This is a genomic window from Rothia sp. P100 (assembly GCF_023712425.1).
Taxonomy (GTDB): Bacteria; Actinomycetota; Actinomycetes; order Actinomycetales; family Micrococcaceae; genus Rothia; species Rothia endophytica.
Window position 1 is genome coordinate 250,277 of record NZ_JAMAYG010000003.1, and the last position, 16,902, is coordinate 267,178.

The following is a 16,902-nucleotide window of genomic DNA, read 5'->3' on the forward strand; positions in this document are numbered from 1 at the left end:
GAACTTTTGTATAGGTCCTAGCGGGACTCGTTATTTCACAATAGATAACGAAACAACAGTTTGACTCACACCACCAAGGACTCCAAACCATGAAGAATATCCGTAAGGCACTGGCAGTTACATCCATCGTCTCAGCTCTTACCCTCGGCTTTTCGCCTGCGCATGCTGCTACTTTGCCGGAGGATACTGATGTTAAAGCTTCCCCTGCCTCAGCATCTAGCATGTCTCCTACTTTCTTTCATTGGCTTTGCAAGTCAGGAATATGTGACTAACCCTCATACGTTCCGAGGTAGCACTGCACGAGGGTTGATAGCATAAACCCATGACGACGAGCCTCACTAGTGCTTCCCGTAAGAAGTGGTTTCCCCTTGGCCCCTACCTGAGGGCGCTGCTTATCTGCCTGGTATTTATTTTTATTGCGGTCGATTTATATTCGGGAATCTATGAAAATACAGATACGCAGAATCGTGTATGGGCTGTTGCAATTGCCTATCTGCCCGTTTTTATGATGGGATTCGGGCTCATGCCCGGCATTTATGGCTGGTATTTTTCTCTTGCCAACATCACGGTGCTTTATAACGATTCCAGTTTCGTTTGGGCTGGGTTCTCATCGGCGTCAATTCTGGTACCTGTGTATTGCGCTTACCTGGCTACAAAACGTCAGGTCGTGGCATTCGGTATTGTCCTGTGTGTTTTTGTTGTGTATCCGGGTTGGGACTTCGGCGCTTCAATCACTCAGCTCTTTACATCATCCGTGGCACTTTTTTCATACATCACAGGGCTAGTCCTCAGAAGGTTCCGGCTTCAGCGGGAAAAAGACCAGCAAAAGATTATCTCTATTCAGGAAGCCCAGCTCCAGGCACGGAATGAGGAACGCACGCGCCTTGCCTACGAGTTACACGATATTGTTGCCCATGAAGTCACCATCATTGCTATGCAGGCTCGGCGTGCACAGTTTGCAAAGGATCCAGAAAAAATAGCCGCTATTCTGACCGGAATCGGGGACTCCGCGAGTCAAGCGCTCGAGGATCTTCGCAAGCTGGTGACTGTCCTTAAAGCCGAGAAAAATGACTCACTGAACGGCGAGCTACCCAGCGCTCCCCAGGCGGAAGAGAATTTGCTGCTGGGCGACGCCTCTCTTTCAGGGGAAACCACATCGGCTCTAGCCCTGACTCACGATTTACATAAAATATCTGATGCCCTAGAAAATGCAGGCTTTACTGTTACGCTGACCGTTGATGGAAATGTAAGCCTTATTCCTTTGGTATCTCGACAGGCGCTAAGACGTACAGCTCGTGAGATAGGGACCAATGTTCTCAAGCATGGTTCCCCTGAGGGATCTGTAAAAATCGACCTCACAGTGGGTCAGCGTAACGTCACGCTATCCTCAGAGAACGTCATCTCTCATAACGAACCCGTTTCTTCATCTTTGACCGGGTTAGAATCAATGAAGGCTAGGTTTCATGATTTGGGTGGAACATCGTCTTATCAAAATGACCACGGTGTGTGGAAGATTCAGGTTAGCCTTCCCCTGCCTAAAACAGTGACCAAAGCTTTTTAAGCTGCCGCTCTAGCTTGTACAGACAGTGAAGGAACCATTCATGGTTAAAGTCCTCCTCGTAGATGATGAATCCCTTATTCGTAATATTTTGAAGGATTATCTTTCCTCCGATGAAAGCCTGGAAGTGGTGGGGGAAGCTTCAAATGGCAAGCTGGCAATTTCACAGGCAAGGGCCCTACAGCCAGATGTAATTTTGATGGATATGCAGATGCCTCTGATGGACGGTGTCGAGGCAACCCAGTATATTCATCATTCTTTCCCCGACATACGAATATTGGGGCTGAGCACCTTTGCGACTGATCGCTATGTTGTTGAACTCTTGCGGGCAGGTGCCTCGGGGTACTTGGTAAAGGACTCCCGCCCCGAAGAGGTCACCAGCGCAATCCACACCGTTCATGATGGGGGATCAGTACTGTCCCCCGAGGTTACCCGCTATGTGGTGCAAGGGCTTGAGCAGTCCGTTCCTGCCGAAATTTCTCCCGACGAAGAACTCATGTCAGTTCTTACCGCGAAAGAAATAGAGGTCATTGAGCTTCTCGCGCGCGGTCTAAATAATAAAGAGATGGCCGCAGAACTTTTCGTTACTGAATCCACAATTAAAGCGCGTTTTGTGAAAATTATGGAAAAAATGCAGGTGCGCGATAGGGTTCAGATTCTAGTTAAAGCTATTGAACACAACCTAATCAACCTAAAAACCTGGTAAACCCCATAGCTTTGCTATTTTTAGCCGAGATCGATTCCTAGCACAGCCCCGATAGGGTAGACGAGCCCGGCAAAGGCTGGGGCAAGATCTTCCAAGCTAAGGCTGTCGATGCGGTGCACATCTAGCAAAGTGTCAAAACCCCAACCCATCACGCTGTACTGCGCTAAGAATCTCGCTAAATCATCGGGTGCCAGATGCGAGCGGCTAAGATTACTGAACGCAAATTTTTTGACCTGCTCAAATTCTGTCTCGCTATAAGTTTCAGGAATATTGACGACAGCTTGCGCCACGTTCCCTAGAATTTCTAATGTCTCTCTGCTTTCACCGTTGTCTCCGCTGAAGCTCCAGATGATGTGTGGTTTGCCTTCAATCAATGCGCGCATCGGCTGAAGGGTAATCCCGGCAGGTAGCCACGATGCTACGAGAGGATTCGCTGGGTTCATAAGCAAACACATGGCCACAAAGGTTTCAAGGCTCCCCGCCTTGGTTGCTGGCTCCGGGCCTGTGATAATGATGTGCTCTGTTGAGCCCTGCTGGTAGCGCTGGAGGTTAGCGGTCACTTCCGCTACCTGAAATGCAGAGGGTGGAGCAGGCTCGGGAAAGCTCTGGGCCACAGTTTCAGGAGCAACAATAGCCACTGTAGCTTGAGCACTGGCAGGCTCAGCCTTTTCATCGAGAGCTTGCGTAAAGTACTGCACCCAAGCCTGTGCATTTGCTGGGCTGAGCACAAAGGACGCTGACCCCGCCTGCTGATCATTGTCCTGTTTAGTCAGTAGCAGCTGGTTACCAACACTTTGGTTGGTCTGCTCTGTCGCTGCTGCCACGGCTTCTGCATAGTTTTTGCTAGCGGTAGCAGGCCAGCCGATAGTTATAAAAGTATGCTCTGACCTGTGATCACTAGTAGCAACGAGAGTGTAATTCTTTGGGGTAAACATAGTGGTATTCCTCTTAGAGGTTAGTGCCAATTACTAAGGACGCGAGGACCTGGTTTTCAAGGGTAACGGCAGCCTCGTTGGCTAGCTCTCGTACAGCGTCCAACTGTTCTTCTATGCCACGGAGGCGGTCTGTCAGGGCAGGGATGTAGTGGGGATCGCGTCGAATAACAGCATCACGAGCCATCACGCGCGAGATCTTCTGATCGTTAGAAGTGTTGCTTTCCAGTCGAAGTATTGCCCGCTGGACAGCAAGTTTCATAGCGCTATCCGGGGCTGTTTTGACTGAACTAAACCGATCGGCAGGGTCAAGCGGGGCGTTGGTATCATCAACCAGAACAAACAGGTCATCGTAAGGGGTATCAGCAACCCCAAAGATACCTGCGCTGGCATCCAAGGCTCGCACACCCGACAGGGTTTCTGCCACCAGCAAGGTACCTAGTAAGAGGGAGCTGATTGTGTCTGTATCGACAGTGCGGGTCACTGAAATCCTTCGTGAACCCCACTCTACAGGCTGCTCCAAATAGTTGGTGACACTCTGTTGAATAGACTGCCCAGCGCCTTTCCTCTGACTTATTTTTACCAAAAAACCACTGTTTTCTGGGCGAGTCAACCCTAGTTTAGCTAGAGCGCTTCCAACATAGCTGAATACTTGTTCAGCAGGCAGGGGACTAAGAATGACTAGAGCAGATTCATGCAGCTGGTAATAACGCCGATGGATGTCGATGAGGACGGCAGTGGTGGCTCGGTCTTGGAGATCCAGGTCGCCGCTACCATCATGCCCGTTGGCATAATCAGACCAGAACTGTCCGGTAAGGTGCGGCCATGGGAGGACCCCGCCGGGTGCTTTAGCTAACCTGTTAGAACGTTCGGTGGCTACCGCTTGAATCTGGTCGTCAAGCTGATGGAGCGTGAATGCAGGAAAAAATACCTGTTCCAGGAGTCGTTGTATCGAGGTTTCCAGGTAAAACGGGCTGCCTGTCTCGTAGAACTCAGTGTAGTCCATATGCGTATTACCGCCGAGGATACCTCCCTCACCTGAAATAGCGGTCGCCCTCTGAACGGCGGTTGAACCATGAGAATCCTGATAAACCATATGTTCAATGAGGTGGAAGAACCCTTCTTGACCAGGTTCCTCATCCCGCATACCAGCAGGTACTGCCAAACTGATGGAAAAGTTAGCTGCTTTTTGATCATGGATAGAGATAACGCGTAATCCTTCGATCATCAGCTCTTCGCACCCGTGGCTACCCAGGGATGTACGGCTAAAACTCATAAGAAGTTACTTTCCTTTCGTACCTATCGATCAAGGTAGTTAGTGGCCAAGTCGATGAGAAGCTGGGCGGCTTGAAGATTTGCCCCCGCATAATGGTGCCAGTCATAAGCATGATGAATAAGACGGAAGGCGATAGCCGAATTTAAATTATTTTCCGTAAAGTCCCCATACCCAGTAAAAAATCCTTGCTGAAGATCGGTTAGTTTAAGTCGTAGGTTGGGGTAGAAAGCGTATAGTTCAGCGAACTCCCCTAGAACCCACCCAGTGTCATATTCTGGCTGGGCGTAACCAACATCTTCACCGGCTAGTAGGACTCCGGTGACCTGGTCAGCAGAAATAAGCCAGTTAATAAAGCCGGCATTTCCGTGGGAGACTGCTAGGTTTTCACCCCTTGTGACGGCTTCGATCCACTGCCTCAGCTTTTCAAAATGTTCGGTGGCTAGAACTTTTGTGAGATGCTCCCAGCCTTCATCATTCAACCAGTGGTACGAGCGCACCGCAGTCCGAGGCGTACAGGAAGTGGGCGGCGCCTCCCCCAGGACCGGTAGCTGGTGCAGTTCCCGTAGCGCGGAGCCCCAAGCCTTTCCTATCGTTCGGTAGTCCAAGCTATCTTGCACTTCTGTTTCGATCAGATAGTTATAGAGCGGGGTGTGCTTAGTCAGTGGGTAGAAACGTTCCTGGATGTTTCCCCGGCCCCAGACCAGAACTGACGCTTGCTTCTGTTGGGGTTCGAGAACTGCGGAACTGAAGGGCAGGGGCGCTGAATCGCCTAAAGTGCGAACCAGTCCTTCCTGCCCACCGGCAGACCACTTTTCTGTTATTAAAAGACCGGTAGCTGACACCGTAGTTCGTTCGGATTGACGGGGGGCCGTCTCGGTGAGGGTCATGCTGCCCTCTCATAGGCAGAGTCTAGGCGAGCTGCTCGATGCTCCTCGATCGTTCGGAGCACAGAAACAAAGTTTGGGGGAACCCAGGCCAAAGCCGTATCACTTGACTCGCTAGGGCCCGGGACTGGATCGATGACTAGGTAATTGGAAGGCTGACGAAGTTTCCTCAGCACCTCTTGAATTGCAGGATGTTTTATTGACCGAGGGGGGAAGGAGGGAGCTATACAGACCTGTGCCTCTGTGGAGACTGCGGCCAAAAGAGAGGGGGAGTCGGTGATTCCATGAGCTAGGCGTGATGCGTAGTCCAAGGTTGCCGGGTACATTAGGATGAGGTCTGCCCACTCTGCTAAATCGATATGTTCAGCAATGATTTCGTCCGTCCAGGTATCATTTTGAAGACGAGAACGTGAACTTGATTCGATACCGTGCCTCGTCACGAAACGGTATGCAGATTCGCGCATGATGATGCGGAACTCTACCTGTGGCATAGTCTTTCGTGCCCATTCAATCCAATAGGGCATCACCTGGGTTACTGCTGACCCTGTGAGCACTAACGCTACTTTCGAGTACCCAAAGCTAGGTAGAGAGAAATCTTCTTGCTGCGTGTCCGTAGTGGTTCGTGTTGTTGTCATAGGATTCCTCTAACTGGTAGAGTAGATTTAGTTTATAGATAGTTGCGGTGCTGGAATTTTGATGTGAGGTTAAAATTCCAGCACCGCTCTTTTATTACTTCGGTTATGAAATACGCAGAATAAAAGGACTTCTAAGTACTCATCAGCAGATGGTCTCAAGTTTTTGTCAAAATATTTCTGCGCATATCGTGACTAACCTTCTATTTATTAGCAACCAGCGGTCAAGGTCAGCCCGATAACAACGCCTGCGCAGAAGGGAGTGGTTGCGGGTGCATCTGAAGCTGCATCTGAGCCCAGTTCTGCTGAGGTTGCGAAAGCAGTATGTGCATCTGCCAGTTCCATAAGGTTTACATTCTGAGCCATAATCGGTTCTCCTTAGATAAAAATAATTAGGTGTTACTTACGACAGCAAGTCCTAATATAAAAATTTTGTTTATAGTTAGTTGCGGTGCTGGATATTTCATGAAAAATGAAAATTCCACTCACCAGTTCTTTGATATATTTTGCGAGTTGCTTTCCGTCGCCTCTACGTATTATTTGTGCTACGAGGAAAATTGCAAAATAGCTACTTATAATTTTTTAGCAGCCAGCACCCAGAGTTGCGCCAACGATGATTCCGACGCAGACAGGAGTGGTTGCGGGTGCATCTGAAGCTGCATCTGAGCCCAATTCTGCTGAGGTAGTAAAAGCAGTATGTGCATCTGCCAGTTCCATAAGATTTACGTTCTGAGCCATGATGGTCTCACTTTCTTTTTGTTGTGTTATTAGTTGTGCCCCTGCGGGGCGCGAGGCAAGACTATATAAGTTATAGTTCTTACCCGCTTACTCATACGCTGTTGAAGGCAGGGAAACCTGCATCAATTCCAGCGCTGAGAGTCTCTTGATTCCAGCACTCTTGCAGAGTCTGGTGAGTATGTGCAGCGTTCAATAAAGCATCTACAAGTACCCTTGATCGATGTTGGCCAAAGCTGAGACCCTGATAGGAAGACCGTCCATCGTTCGGCTCTACCGCAATAGCTATATTGGGGCCGACCGGCTGAGTAAAGAGCGAGTGAACATGGTTATCGGTGGCTGTTGTAATCACTTCAAGCTCATTCAAAGCGGCTATGACGCAGTCACGGTCCTTATCTGCTATATAAATTACAACCCCATCAGAACGAGGGTAGGAAGCTCTCGCTGATAAAGCCTTCACCTGGTAGTTCACATCCAGACGGTCTAAGGTCTCTAAGGTGCTTTTCCACGCTTCTAGAGCTTTTTCAGCAGTTTCGCATCCGATATACAGACGGACTATGCCAGCATGACTCGTGACATGGAGGGGCTTTTCACTTAGGGCTAGCAGGTAACCCGGAGTTGTATTTCTACGCCAACTTGGAAGGGTGACTCTTACTTTTCCAGGCAAATTCGTGTTTTCTACAAGCTGGTTAGGAAAACTAACCTTGAGACCCATAATCTGAACTCTGGTGAGCTCTTCTTCTATGGAACTATCTAGTAGATCTGCACATTGATAGTGATTTTGGTGAGGAACACAGTCGATAAGTGCCTGGGATAAGTCTTGAACGTCGTGAGGGCTGACCCCACTCACCTTCGGATTTTGAAGGTGGAAATGAGCATATATCAAGGCAGCCAACTGTGATTTAAGCTCAAGCAAACTGGCCGCTTGGAGGTCGTCCCCATCAACGCTGGCTCTCAGACGAGACAGGTCAATATCAACACGTTGCTGCACCTCAATCAAGTTTTCTGCAAACCCAGAAAACCTGGTTTCAGTGGCTAAGGTCATTTCTTTTCACTCCTTTCGAATCCTAAGGTTTGTGCGTATTTCTGGGGGTTTAGAAGAATTTGACGACCAATCCCCGCAGCCGCTCTTTCAATTCCCGGTAACTTAGCAACTGAAGAAGCTCTAACAATTGTTCGGTCAATCAGATGCCAGCCTAGAAAGGCAACGGATCGTAACGCTAAAGTATGATGGTCATCAGCATGCCGTTCTTGGCAGTATGCTTCCCACATCACTTGGATGTTGGGAACCAGATGCCCCATGCGTTCTGCAATCCGCTGATTCGCAGATTCCTCGCTGAACTGCTGTGGAGGCTCCTCTGCTCCACCGCGAGTAGTTACTGTGTCAAGCACACCCCTGTAAATCCACTCGCCTGCAAAGGTTCCAAGGTCCCGAGCAGGATCCCCTACACCAAATTCTTCCCAGTCCAGCAAATGGAGCTGGTTTTGATGCATCTGGTATTGGTCCAGCCGAAGGTCACCGTGCACAGGGGAAACACTATGATTTTCTTCAGCGGCTTTTAGCGCCGCTACGCAATCTACTAACTCTTGGTCTTGCTGGAGCTTACTCCACAAAGAAATTTCAGCTAAAGAAAAGTCAGTCAGCCGTTGATATGAGATTCCTTGCTTGAGCATCTGGACAGGTGGGGATGGAGGAGCTACCTCTTGCAAGTTATCCGTTGGCCCCGCATGGAGCTTAGCCAAAGAACTACCTACGTGCTGTGGAAAATTATCAGGGATAGTCTCATCAACAAGAAGCTTCGCTAGACTCTCGCCAGTGCAATATTCAAAGGCAAGTAGACCGGATGAACGGTGAGAAGCTAATAGCTTCGGTGAGTTCGGTACATTCGTTGAATTATCGTCAGCAAACTTCGCGAAATTAACCGAACGATCGAACGCATGAGGACCAGCAATAGTTTTATCCACCTGTTTGAGAAAAACCTTATCGCCACCCATAAAGGTCAGAACCCATGACTTGTTGCGCCCCCGAAAACTGGGGCTAGAAACTGATTTCACCCTGCCGTAATGATCTTCAGGAAACAGTTCCTGCACATGCTGTCTAACATCTGAATCAAGTTCAGTAGTTTTCTGGGCTGAGCTATAGTGTGTGCTCATCGTTGTTCTCTTTCCATCGGGTGGGCTGGTTAGCCCCACCCACTAGTAAAGTTCTATCGACTTAGAAAAAGAGGGTTACTACCGCGTAGCCCACGCCGCCGCCAACCAAGGCCAGCGCCAGGCTACGAGCCCAGCGGCCAACCGCTGAGGTGCCCTTGGGGGTAGTGGAGTAGGTGGTCTCGTTCTTGTTAGTAGTCATGTTATTTTCCCTTTCAATAATGGTGGGCTCGTAGCCCTTGAAGATGAATCAGGCAGAAAGCCCGATGTTAAGCCCCATTATCTGAGGCAAATGATTGTTGCAGCGAAACCTTAGAGCCGGTTCGTAAAGCGTTGTTGCTGTATACACGGGTTGCCACCCAGAACAGCAGCGGAATAGTTACCCCAGCGATACTGGCGGCGGTCACCATTTCCCAGGTCTGCACACCATCCAGACCAAAGCGAATAGGCATCAGGTAGGAAGAGAAAAGCGGGACGAATGACAGCCCCTTAAGCCAAGCCTCTTCAAGATAGGTGGGTGTCAGGTACAGGGCGATTACCAGCAGAACCATCTGCAAGACAGACAGGGGCATCACTGCGGCACTCAGGTCCTCCTGCCGGGAGACCGTTGACGCCAGAATCGTGTTCATGGTTGCAAAGATGATGTAGCCCAGCAAGAACCATACAAGGAACCACAAGAGAGCTGCGCCTACTTCAAGCTCTAGCAGTGACCACCCGTCCACCAGGGTGAAACCCAGCAGACCAGTGCCGCCAATAAGAAGTAGCTGAACCAGCGTTATCGCCCCGATACCAATCATCTTTCCTGCCAACAGAGGTACAACACCGATTTTGGTGAGGAGGATTTCGACGACCCTCGATGACTTCTCTTCAACGACACCAGAGGTCAGGCTCTGGGATGAGTACACCAGAGAGCTGAGCAAAGCACTCACCATCGCTGTGGCAAAGAGCAGGCGGGTATCCAGCTGGAAGCTAGCATCCCCCATTTTCTCCCCCAAGAACCAACCACCAACACCTGCGCCAATGCCCACAGTCAGGGCAAGCAGCCCGGTGGCTAACAGGATGGTCTTATTCTTGGTGCGGGTAAGAACCTCACGTCGAATGACGATTAACATTTCACGGTAAGCAGTGCTCACTGATTTTTCACCTACTTCATACTGGGTAGTCTGCTGGGTCATGCCTTTAGCTTTCATCGTGTCTGACCTGCCGATTCAAGCTCTTCCTCACGGGCAGGGGTGATACCGCGGCCCGACGAAATATAATCCTGTGATAGGAGTGCACCCAAGGACCGTTGCACAGGCTCAATACTGCGCACCCCTCCAAATCGTGCGGCAATTTCTAGTACGTCCTGGGGAACGGTTGCATCCCGTCCATCAACTGTGATGAAAACTGATGATTGGTTGCTCATCTTGAATTCGATATGGAAGGAGGCAACCAACGACAGTTCGGCAACAAACTCTCCAGCTGAGCGGTCAAACTTTAGTTCCCACCGGGTCTGATCAGTATCTTGCAGCTCAGAGACAGCACCGTCTGCCATCACCCTGCCGCGGTCAAGTACACAGACACGGTCGCACAGGCGCTCGACAAGCTCCAGCTGATGCGATGAAAACAGGATGCCCACACCCTGAGCTGCCTGTTGCTGGATAAGACCAGCCATCGTATCTACAGCTAGAGGGTCAAGCCCTGAGAAGGGTTCATCAAGCACCAGCAGTTCTGGGTTACCGACTAGGGAAACAGCTAGCTGAACTCGCTGTTGGTTACCTAGCGACAGATCTTGGATGAGGGTTTTCTCTCGACCAGATAGGCCCAGTGTAGCGATAAGTTCGTCAGCTTTTTCCTTCGCCTGCCCCAGGGTTTTCCCTTCAAGTAGAGCAAAGTGAACAATCTGATCTTTGACACTCATCTGGGGGTACAGGCCCCGCTCTTCCGGCATGTAACCGATCGACCTGCGGTTCTCGGTTGAGATAGGCTCCCCGTCCCAGGTGATATGCCCGCCGGTGGGGTTAAGCATTCCTAGAATGAGTCGCATGGTGGTGGTTTTACCTGCGCCGTTGCCACCGATGAAACCAACAATTTCACCGCGGCGGACGCCAAAATCTACATCCTGCAGCACCTTGTGGTCACCGAAGCTGCGGCTAATCCCGTGAAGTTTGAGACCGTTCATTGCGCACCTCGCTTTTCTTTCTCTTGCGCCTTCACTAAAAACTCTAGTGAGGCGTTAGAGCTTGCCACATATACTTTCGTACAGTTCTGGGGTAGACGATAGTTCACACATTTGCGTGTTCGCCGCCACATCTGCAATAATTGTTGAACAATCTGAGGTGGTTTTACTCGGGTTGCTTTCGTTTACAGTCGGCACACCGCAAGGGGGCGCATGCACTCGGTTTCCCACACGTCCCGCGCGGTTAAACGCTTCGGCGCACTCGCAGTGCTGGTCGACTGCACCACCCTTGAAGCAGCCCTGCACGTGCATGCCCACCTGGTCGAACGTCCTGCCGCTGGGCAAGTAGAACTGGTGCCTGCTGCCCAGACCGTGCTGGTTCGCTTCAATACCGTTGAACAAGCGGACGCTTTCATGGCGGCCCCTGACCTACCCGCCACCAGCGGCGATGTGCGTACCCACGGGCAAACCGCCACCATCGATGTGGTCTATGACGGCCAGGATGTTGCCGAGGTCGCTTCTCTGCTGGGCATTAGCCAGGAGGCAGTGATCTACGCCCACACCACCGGGCACTGGTCAGTAGCTTTTGCCGGGTTTGCCCCGGGCTTCTTCTATCTGCACCGCCACGACAACGTGTTGGATGTACCCCGCCGCACCACCCCGCGCACCGCTGTTCCCGCCGGTTCAGTGGGTCTTGCCGGTGATTTCTCCGGCATTTACCCCCGCACCTCCCCCGGCGGCTGGCAGCTTATCGGACATACGGATGCACCCCTCTGGGATCTGGGCCAGGAAACCCCCGCTCTGCTAGAACCCGGCATGCAGGTGCAGTTCCGGGCAGTACGGGAACTGGTGCAGGTATCCGAAAAAGGCCCCCAGCAGGGCGCCATTCCCAGCGCTGACACGCTAGTCAAGACTGCGCTTCCCCCGGCGCTTACCGTCAACTCACCCGGTGCGCTGACCCTCTTTCAAGACTCTGGCCGCAAGGGGCTAACCCACTGGGGTGTCTCCCCCTCCGGTTTTGCTGACCCCGCCGCCGCGAAAGAGGCTAACCGGCTGGTCGGTAATTCACCGGGTGCTACGGTGCTCGAAAATCTGGCGGGCGGGCTAAGTCTCACCGCGCTAGAAGATACCGTGCTGGCGCTCACCGGCGCCAAGGTTACCGCGACCATCAACCAGCCTGAGGGCACCCAGCCCGACGCCGGGCTACAGGCAGAAGATCCCGAGCCTTTCATCCCGCTGGTTGCCCGCTCCTACGCTCCCTTCGCCCTGAAAGCCGGGCAGAAGCTCACTCTCTCCCCTGTTGAGCAGGGCCTGCGGGTCTACCTGGCGGTGCGCGGTGGGTTTGCCGCTCCGTTTGAAGCTACTAGTAGTTCCCGCGATACCCTGGCATCCCTGGGTGCAGACCCCCTTACAGCAGGAGATCAGCTGCAGCTGGCGTCCCTGCCGACCAGCGTGGTGGGCAACCCTGCCCCGTCTCTACCCCTTCCGGTAGCGGGTGAGACGCTGGAGGTTCGGATCATCCCGGGGCCTCGTGATGACTGGTTTACCGCCGATTCCCTGGCACGCTTTGGCCAGCTCGCCTGGCAGGTCAGTGAGGACAGCAATCGTATCGGTGTGCGTCTGCTACCCGCCGAGACCCCCGATACCCAGCCCCCGCTAACCCGCGCTATCGCCGGAGAGTTGCCCAGCGAAGGCATGGTTCCCGGTGCCATCCAGGTACCGCCCAGCGGTGAACCGGTGGTCTTCCTTGCCGACCATCCAGTGACCGGCGGCTACCCCGTCATCGCTACGGTGCACCCGGCTGACCTGCGGCTTCTCGCCCAGTCACCACCCCAAACCCTCATCCGCTTCATCACCGAGATGCCCCAAGAACCCATCGAAATTACACCTCAGACCCTTGCCCTCCCCATCACGAAAGTGCAAAAACATGCGTAAAGTTCTCATTGCTAACCGCGGCGAAATTGCCGTGCGAATCATTGGTGCCTGCGCCCAAGCGGGCATCGGGTCAGTGGCTATCTACGCCGACTCAGATGCTGAAGCTCTACACGTTGCCCTGGCTGACGAGGCCTACGCGCTAGAGGGTTCAACATCCACCGAAACCTACCTGAACATTGAGAAGGTTATGGGTATTGCCCTGGCATCCGGCGCCACCGATGTGCACCCCGGCTACGGCTTCCTGGCTGAAAACGCCACCTTTGCGCGCGCCGTGCTGGACGCCGGGCTTACCTGGGTGGGCCCCGCCCCCGAAACCATCGAAGCACTGGGCGATAAGGTCAAGGCTCGTGAACTGGCTCAGTCGGTGGGCGCCCCGCTAGCACCGGGCTCGGACGGGCCGGTTGCCAGCGCTGCAGAAGCTCGCGCTTTTGCCGAAGAACACGGTCTGCCCTCCATTATCAAGGCAGCCCACGGCGGTGGCGGGCGCGGCATGCGCATTGTGCGTGAATTGGATGAGGTCGAGGGCGCTTTTGAGTCTGCCTCCCGCGAGGCTCTTGCCGCCTTTGGCAACGGCGAATGCTTCATTGAACGCTTCCTAGAGCGCCCCCGACACGTTGAAGCCCAGGTTGCGGCAGATACCCACGGCAACGTCGTAGTCATCGGTACCCGCGACTGCTCCCTGCAGCGGCGCAATCAGAAACTGGTGGAAGAAGCCCCCGCCCCCTTCATCACACAAGTGCAGCAACAAAGCATTGAACGGGCGTCCGCAGAGATTTTCCGGGCAGCTGGCTATGTTGGTGTGGGCACGGCTGAGTTCATGATTGCTGTGGACGGCACAGTCTCTTTCCTAGAGGTCAATACCCGCATTCAGGTGGAGCACCCCGTGACCGAAGAGGTGACCGGCGTGGATCTGGTGGCCCTACAGCTGCTGATTGCCGCTGGCGAGCCCCTGCCCCTCACCGAAACCCCGCAGCCCACCGGCCATGCTTTTGAATTCCGCATCAATGCAGAGGATTCCGCCCGCGGCTTCCTACCCGCGGCCGGCGTCATTTCATCCATTACAGTGCCCTCTGGCCCCGGGATCCGTTGGGACGCCGGGGTACGCCCCGGTTCGGTGGTGAGCGGCGATTTTGATTCTATGCTGGCTAAACTGATCGTCACCGGGGCAACCCGCGAACAGGCACTGGCGCGGGCACGCTTTGCCCTCAAGCAGCTGGATGTCGCCGGGGTAGCCACCGTGATTCCCTTTGACCGTCAGGTTCTTGAGGCGCCAGCTTTCACCGCGCAGAGCGGGAAGTTCGGGGTGTACACCACCTGGATTGAGGACGAGTTCCTGCCCGGTCTTAACGGCGAACAGCAGCCCTACCGCCAGCCCCTGCTGCCCGTGGGTGCTACCAGCTTCCCCGGCACCGGGCTCACCCGATTCACCCTTGAAATCGATGGCCAGCCTCGCCAGATTGGCGTGCCAGACACCGTCTTTACCTCTCTAGGTAGTGCAGGTGGCAGCGCGGTGTCCACCCCGGAAGCTGACGCTGAAGTCAGCGTGGCAGCTCCCATGAGCGGGTCAGTACTGCGTTACCTGGTTCAGGTGGGCGATGAGGTAGAAGCCGGGGCACAGGTTGCCCTGCTCGAGGCCATGAAGACCGAGGTGCCTGTCTTTGCTGAAACCGCTGGCACTGTCAGCGAGATTCTGGTGGACGCCGGGCAGCGGGTCAACGCCGGGGAGCAGCTCTTACGTTTCTAGACCCTGGATTTTGCGCAGACTTAGTTCCATCGGTGCTCAACTAGCACCCACCCAATGGGACTAAGCCTGTCCAAAAATGAAGGAAACGGCCGGCACCTGTAATGTTTCAGATATGAACCCCGAAACTACAACCCTAGAAATACTGCCCTCACTAGAGCAAATAGTCCAACAACGCCCCGAGCATGCTCGCTCCACAGAGTGGACTGCGAGTGTTTTGCGTACCGGCATGAATAATGGAGTGCTGGTTCCTGGCGCCAAACTCGGCGAACAGCACCTTGCGGGCGTCCTGGACGTCTCACGCAACACCCTGCGGCAAGCGTTCATGGTGCTCGAGGAACAGAACCTCGTGGAACGCATCCCCAATCGTGGGGTTTTTGTGCCCTCACCGGGCGGTGAGCAGATTAAGGAAATGTTCACGATGCGCTGGGCTATTCAGGCAGCCGCTATTGATCTGGCGCCTGTAGGTGAAATTGCTGAGGCGCGGGCGGCCCTGACCCAGGGGCGGCAGGCCCGTGAGCGTAGTTCGGTGCTGGGCATGGCGTCCTCCAACCAAGAGTTTCACCGCGCCCTGGTGGATGCTGCGGGGTCCGCTCGGCTTAGTAGCGCTATGGAAAGTGTACTGGCTGAGATGCGCCTGCTCTTCTTTTCCCAGAGGACTGCGCCCGGTTTCCATGCCCCTTTTATTCAGAAGAACGCCCACCTACTGGAGCTTGTAGAAAAGGGCGAGCGCGAGGAGGCCACAGCGTACTTGCGCAGCTATCTGTGGGAGTCACGCGACTTTTTCACCGGTCAGCTCTAACACACCGTGGGGCACAGGCGATTTCCCAGTGAGAGGAAGAGCTTTCCCACCTATGCAAAAAGGCCCTCTATCAAGAGGGCCTTTTGCTTATTCTGGAGCAGGTTGTGGGTGGTGCTTAGCCTGCCCAGAGTTTGGCGATGCCGCTGAGGGACATAACTCCCAAGTAAATGGTGAGTAGCCAAGACGCCCAGCCAATAATGATTAGCCACAGCGGGTACTTGTACCCTTTGAGCAGGCTCTTGGCAAAGAAGGTTGCTACGAACATCAGTACGCCGAAACCAACGGGCAGGATGAGACCATTGACCGCGCCGGCCACAATGAGCAGGGTGGCAGGTGCCTTACCAGCAATAATGAAGACAATGGTTGATATGACGATGAAGCCAATGGTCAGACCGTTTTTCATAGCAACGCTGGTCTTTGAGCTGGTGAGGAAGGACACCGAGGTAAACGCGGCGCCGATGACGGAGGAAATGGCTGCACCCCACAAGATAAGGCCAAAGAGGCGCGTGCCTACCTCACCGGCGGCGATGCCGAAGGCTTGCCCTGCGATGGATGATTCGGTGTCCAGCTGGACACCGGTTGCCACGACACCCAAGATGGCGAGAAAGAGCAGGAAGCGCATGATGCCGGTGATGATGATGCCGGTGACCGAGGAGCGGGAGATGTCCTTGACGTACTCGGGGCCCGAGATGCCTGCGTCCAGCATGCGGTGGGCACCTGCGTAGGTGATGTAGCCGCCCACGGTGCCGCCGACCAGGGTGGTGATAATGGTGAAGTCGATTTCTTCGGGTAGGACACTCTGCTTGAGGGCCTCGCCCACGGGAGGGTTAGAGACGATAGCTACGTAGAGGGTCGCTACAATCATAATGACACCCAGGGCTACCACGATGCGGTCCAGTGCCACACCCGCACGTTTTGAGATGAAGACGCCAATCGCCAGCAGAGCGGTGATGATACCGCCAATTTTTGGGTCAAGACCCAGCATAGAGTTCATACCGAGACCGCCGCCAGCAACGTTGCCCACGTTAAAGACAAACCCGCCCAGCGCCACCAGAATGGCGAGGAAAATGCCTAGGCCGGGGATGACCGAGTTAGCGAGTTCTTGAGCTTTCATGCCTGAGACGCCAACGATGCGCCAGACGTTGAGCTGGACCGCGACGTCAATGATGACGGAAATCAGGATGGCAAAGGCAAAGGCAGCGCCCAGCGTGTAGGTGAACTGGCCGGTTTGGGTGATGAAGCCGGGACCAATGGCGCTGGTGGCCATGAGGAAGAGGGAGCCAAGTAGCGCTGTGCGGCGCCCTTGAGCTGCTTGATCTTTGGGGGTGACGAGGGCGTCTGCCATGGGTGTCTCCTTGGAAAATAGGGGCGCGCTGTGAGGAGCCCCTAAGG

General features: G+C 53.7%; 17 protein-coding genes. 5 read left to right on the top strand and 12 right to left on the bottom strand.

Annotated features, from left to right (window positions below; translation table 11 throughout):
• The first annotated feature begins 322 nt into the window (after positions 1–322).
• Positions 323–1,561 carry a sensor histidine kinase gene (locus M3668_RS08355; RefSeq protein WP_251380386.1) on the top strand — a complete coding sequence of 413 codons (1,239 nt, stop codon included), beginning with the start codon at positions 323–325 and terminating at the stop codon, positions 1,559–1,561.
• A 40-nt stretch (positions 1,562–1,601) separates the two neighbouring features.
• Complete coding sequence (locus M3668_RS08360; protein ID WP_251380387.1) at positions 1,602–2,264, top strand: response regulator; 663 nt, start codon at positions 1,602–1,604, stop codon at positions 2,262–2,264.
• A gap of 20 nt (positions 2,265–2,284) precedes the next feature.
• Here M3668_RS08360 and M3668_RS08365 read toward each other — a convergent pair whose 3' ends face one another.
• The 11 genes from M3668_RS08365 to M3668_RS08415 all read right to left on the bottom strand — a co-directional run bounded on the left by M3668_RS08365 (position 2,285) and on the right by M3668_RS08415 (position 11,035).
• Positions 2,285–3,199 carry a hypothetical protein gene (locus M3668_RS08365; RefSeq protein WP_251380388.1) on the bottom strand — a complete coding sequence of 305 codons (915 nt, stop codon included), beginning with the start codon at positions 3,197–3,199 and terminating at the stop codon, positions 2,285–2,287.
• Positions 3,200–3,212: 13 nt separating this feature from the next.
• Complete coding sequence (locus tag M3668_RS08370) at positions 3,213–4,472, bottom strand: M16 family metallopeptidase (protein ID WP_251380389.1); 1,260 nt, start codon at positions 4,470–4,472, stop codon at positions 3,213–3,215.
• A gap of 23 nt (positions 4,473–4,495) precedes the next feature.
• Entirely contained in the window at positions 4,496–5,359 is an 864-nt protein-coding gene (locus M3668_RS08375; RefSeq protein WP_251380390.1) for a hypothetical protein, read from the bottom strand.
• Positions 5,356–5,991, bottom strand: a complete 636-nt coding sequence (locus tag M3668_RS08380; RefSeq protein ID WP_251380391.1) for a flavoprotein — start codon at positions 5,989–5,991, stop codon at positions 5,356–5,358. The genes M3668_RS08375 and M3668_RS08380 overlap by 4 nt, the downstream gene beginning before the upstream one ends.
• 207 nt (positions 5,992–6,198) lie before the next feature.
• Positions 6,199–6,354, bottom strand: coding sequence for a hypothetical protein (locus M3668_RS08385; protein ID WP_237203157.1), 156 nt, complete (start codon positions 6,352–6,354; stop codon positions 6,199–6,201).
• Positions 6,355–6,570: 216 nt separating this feature from the next.
• Positions 6,571–6,726 (bottom strand): LxmA leader domain family RiPP, encoded by a 156-nt coding sequence (locus M3668_RS08390; RefSeq protein WP_251380392.1) that lies wholly within the window; start codon positions 6,724–6,726, stop codon positions 6,571–6,573.
• Positions 6,727–6,817: 91 nt separating this feature from the next.
• Positions 6,818–7,768: a T3SS effector HopA1 family protein gene (locus tag M3668_RS08395; protein WP_251380393.1), complete on the bottom strand. Its 951-nt coding sequence runs from the start codon at positions 7,766–7,768 to the stop codon at positions 6,818–6,820.
• Complete coding sequence (lxmK, locus tag M3668_RS08400; protein ID WP_251380394.1) at positions 7,765–8,877, bottom strand: class V lanthionine synthetase subunit LxmK; 1,113 nt, start codon at positions 8,875–8,877, stop codon at positions 7,765–7,767. Before lxmK ends, M3668_RS08395 begins: the two co-directional genes overlap by 4 nt.
• Positions 8,878–8,938: 61 nt before the next feature.
• A complete protein-coding gene (locus M3668_RS08405) occupies positions 8,939–9,076 on the bottom strand; it encodes a hypothetical protein (protein WP_251380395.1) in 138 nt (45 codons plus the stop codon).
• Positions 9,077–9,143: 67 nt separating this feature from the next.
• Positions 9,144–10,049: an ABC transporter permease gene (locus M3668_RS08410; protein WP_251380396.1), complete on the bottom strand. Its 906-nt coding sequence runs from the start codon at positions 10,047–10,049 to the stop codon at positions 9,144–9,146.
• A gap of 11 nt (positions 10,050–10,060) precedes the next feature.
• A complete protein-coding gene (locus M3668_RS08415; RefSeq protein ID WP_251380397.1) occupies positions 10,061–11,035 on the bottom strand; it encodes an ABC transporter ATP-binding protein in 975 nt (324 codons plus the stop codon).
• 210 nt (positions 11,036–11,245) lie between these two features.
• Here M3668_RS08415 and M3668_RS08420 point away from each other — a divergent pair, with 210 nt between their 5' ends.
• The 3 genes from M3668_RS08420 (at position 11,246) to M3668_RS08430 (ending at position 15,510) form a co-directional block, all read left to right on the top strand.
• Entirely contained in the window at positions 11,246–12,967 is a 1,722-nt protein-coding gene (locus M3668_RS08420; RefSeq protein ID WP_251380398.1) for a 5-oxoprolinase subunit B/C family protein, read from the top strand.
• Positions 12,960–14,711, top strand: coding sequence for an acetyl-CoA carboxylase biotin carboxylase subunit (locus tag M3668_RS08425; RefSeq protein ID WP_251380399.1), 1,752 nt, complete (start codon positions 12,960–12,962; stop codon positions 14,709–14,711). The genes M3668_RS08420 and M3668_RS08425 overlap by 8 nt, the downstream gene beginning before the upstream one ends.
• A gap of 112 nt (positions 14,712–14,823) precedes the next feature.
• Positions 14,824–15,510: a GntR family transcriptional regulator gene (locus M3668_RS08430; protein ID WP_251380400.1), complete on the top strand. Its 687-nt coding sequence runs from the start codon at positions 14,824–14,826 to the stop codon at positions 15,508–15,510.
• A 115-nt stretch (positions 15,511–15,625) separates the two neighbouring features.
• Here the strand turns inward: M3668_RS08430 and M3668_RS08435 are convergent, their stop codons facing one another.
• Positions 15,626–16,855, bottom strand: coding sequence for an NRAMP family divalent metal transporter (locus M3668_RS08435; RefSeq protein ID WP_251380401.1), 1,230 nt, complete (start codon positions 16,853–16,855; stop codon positions 15,626–15,628).
• Between the last annotated feature and the right edge of the window lie 47 nt (positions 16,856–16,902).

Excerpts from the sequence above, each read along its gene's own strand:
- M3668_RS08355 (WP_251380386.1), top strand. The coding sequence starts at position 323 with ATGACGACGAGCCTCACTAGTGCTTCCCGTAAGAAGTGGTTTCCCCTT.
- M3668_RS08360 (WP_251380387.1), top strand. The coding sequence starts at position 1,602 with ATGGTTAAAGTCCTCCTCGTAGATGATGAATCCCTTATTCGTAATATT.
- M3668_RS08365 (WP_251380388.1), bottom strand. The coding sequence starts at position 3,199 with ATGTTTACCCCAAAGAATTACACTCTCGTTGCTACTAGTGATCACAGG.
- M3668_RS08370 (WP_251380389.1), bottom strand. The coding sequence starts at position 4,472 with ATGAGTTTTAGCCGTACATCCCTGGGTAGCCACGGGTGCGAAGAGCTG.
- M3668_RS08375 (WP_251380390.1), bottom strand. The coding sequence starts at position 5,359 with ATGACCCTCACCGAGACGGCCCCCCGTCAATCCGAACGAACTACGGTG.
- M3668_RS08380 (WP_251380391.1), bottom strand. The coding sequence starts at position 5,991 with ATGACAACAACACGAACCACTACGGACACGCAGCAAGAAGATTTCTCT.
- M3668_RS08385 (WP_237203157.1), bottom strand. The coding sequence starts at position 6,354 with ATGGCTCAGAATGTAAACCTTATGGAACTGGCAGATGCACATACTGCT.
- M3668_RS08390 (WP_251380392.1), bottom strand. The coding sequence starts at position 6,726 with ATGGCTCAGAACGTAAATCTTATGGAACTGGCAGATGCACATACTGCT.
- M3668_RS08395 (WP_251380393.1), bottom strand. The coding sequence starts at position 7,768 with ATGACCTTAGCCACTGAAACCAGGTTTTCTGGGTTTGCAGAAAACTTG.
- lxmK (WP_251380394.1), bottom strand. The coding sequence starts at position 8,877 with ATGAGCACACACTATAGCTCAGCCCAGAAAACTACTGAACTTGATTCA.
- M3668_RS08405 (WP_251380395.1), bottom strand. The coding sequence starts at position 9,076 with ATGACTACTAACAAGAACGAGACCACCTACTCCACTACCCCCAAGGGC.
- M3668_RS08410 (WP_251380396.1), bottom strand. The coding sequence starts at position 10,049 with ATGACCCAGCAGACTACCCAGTATGAAGTAGGTGAAAAATCAGTGAGC.
- M3668_RS08415 (WP_251380397.1), bottom strand. The coding sequence starts at position 11,035 with ATGAACGGTCTCAAACTTCACGGGATTAGCCGCAGCTTCGGTGACCAC.
- M3668_RS08420 (WP_251380398.1), top strand. The coding sequence starts at position 11,246 with ATGCACTCGGTTTCCCACACGTCCCGCGCGGTTAAACGCTTCGGCGCA.
- M3668_RS08425 (WP_251380399.1), top strand. The coding sequence starts at position 12,960 with ATGCGTAAAGTTCTCATTGCTAACCGCGGCGAAATTGCCGTGCGAATC.
- M3668_RS08430 (WP_251380400.1), top strand. The coding sequence starts at position 14,824 with ATGAACCCCGAAACTACAACCCTAGAAATACTGCCCTCACTAGAGCAA.
- M3668_RS08435 (WP_251380401.1), bottom strand. The coding sequence starts at position 16,855 with ATGGCAGACGCCCTCGTCACCCCCAAAGATCAAGCAGCTCAAGGGCGC.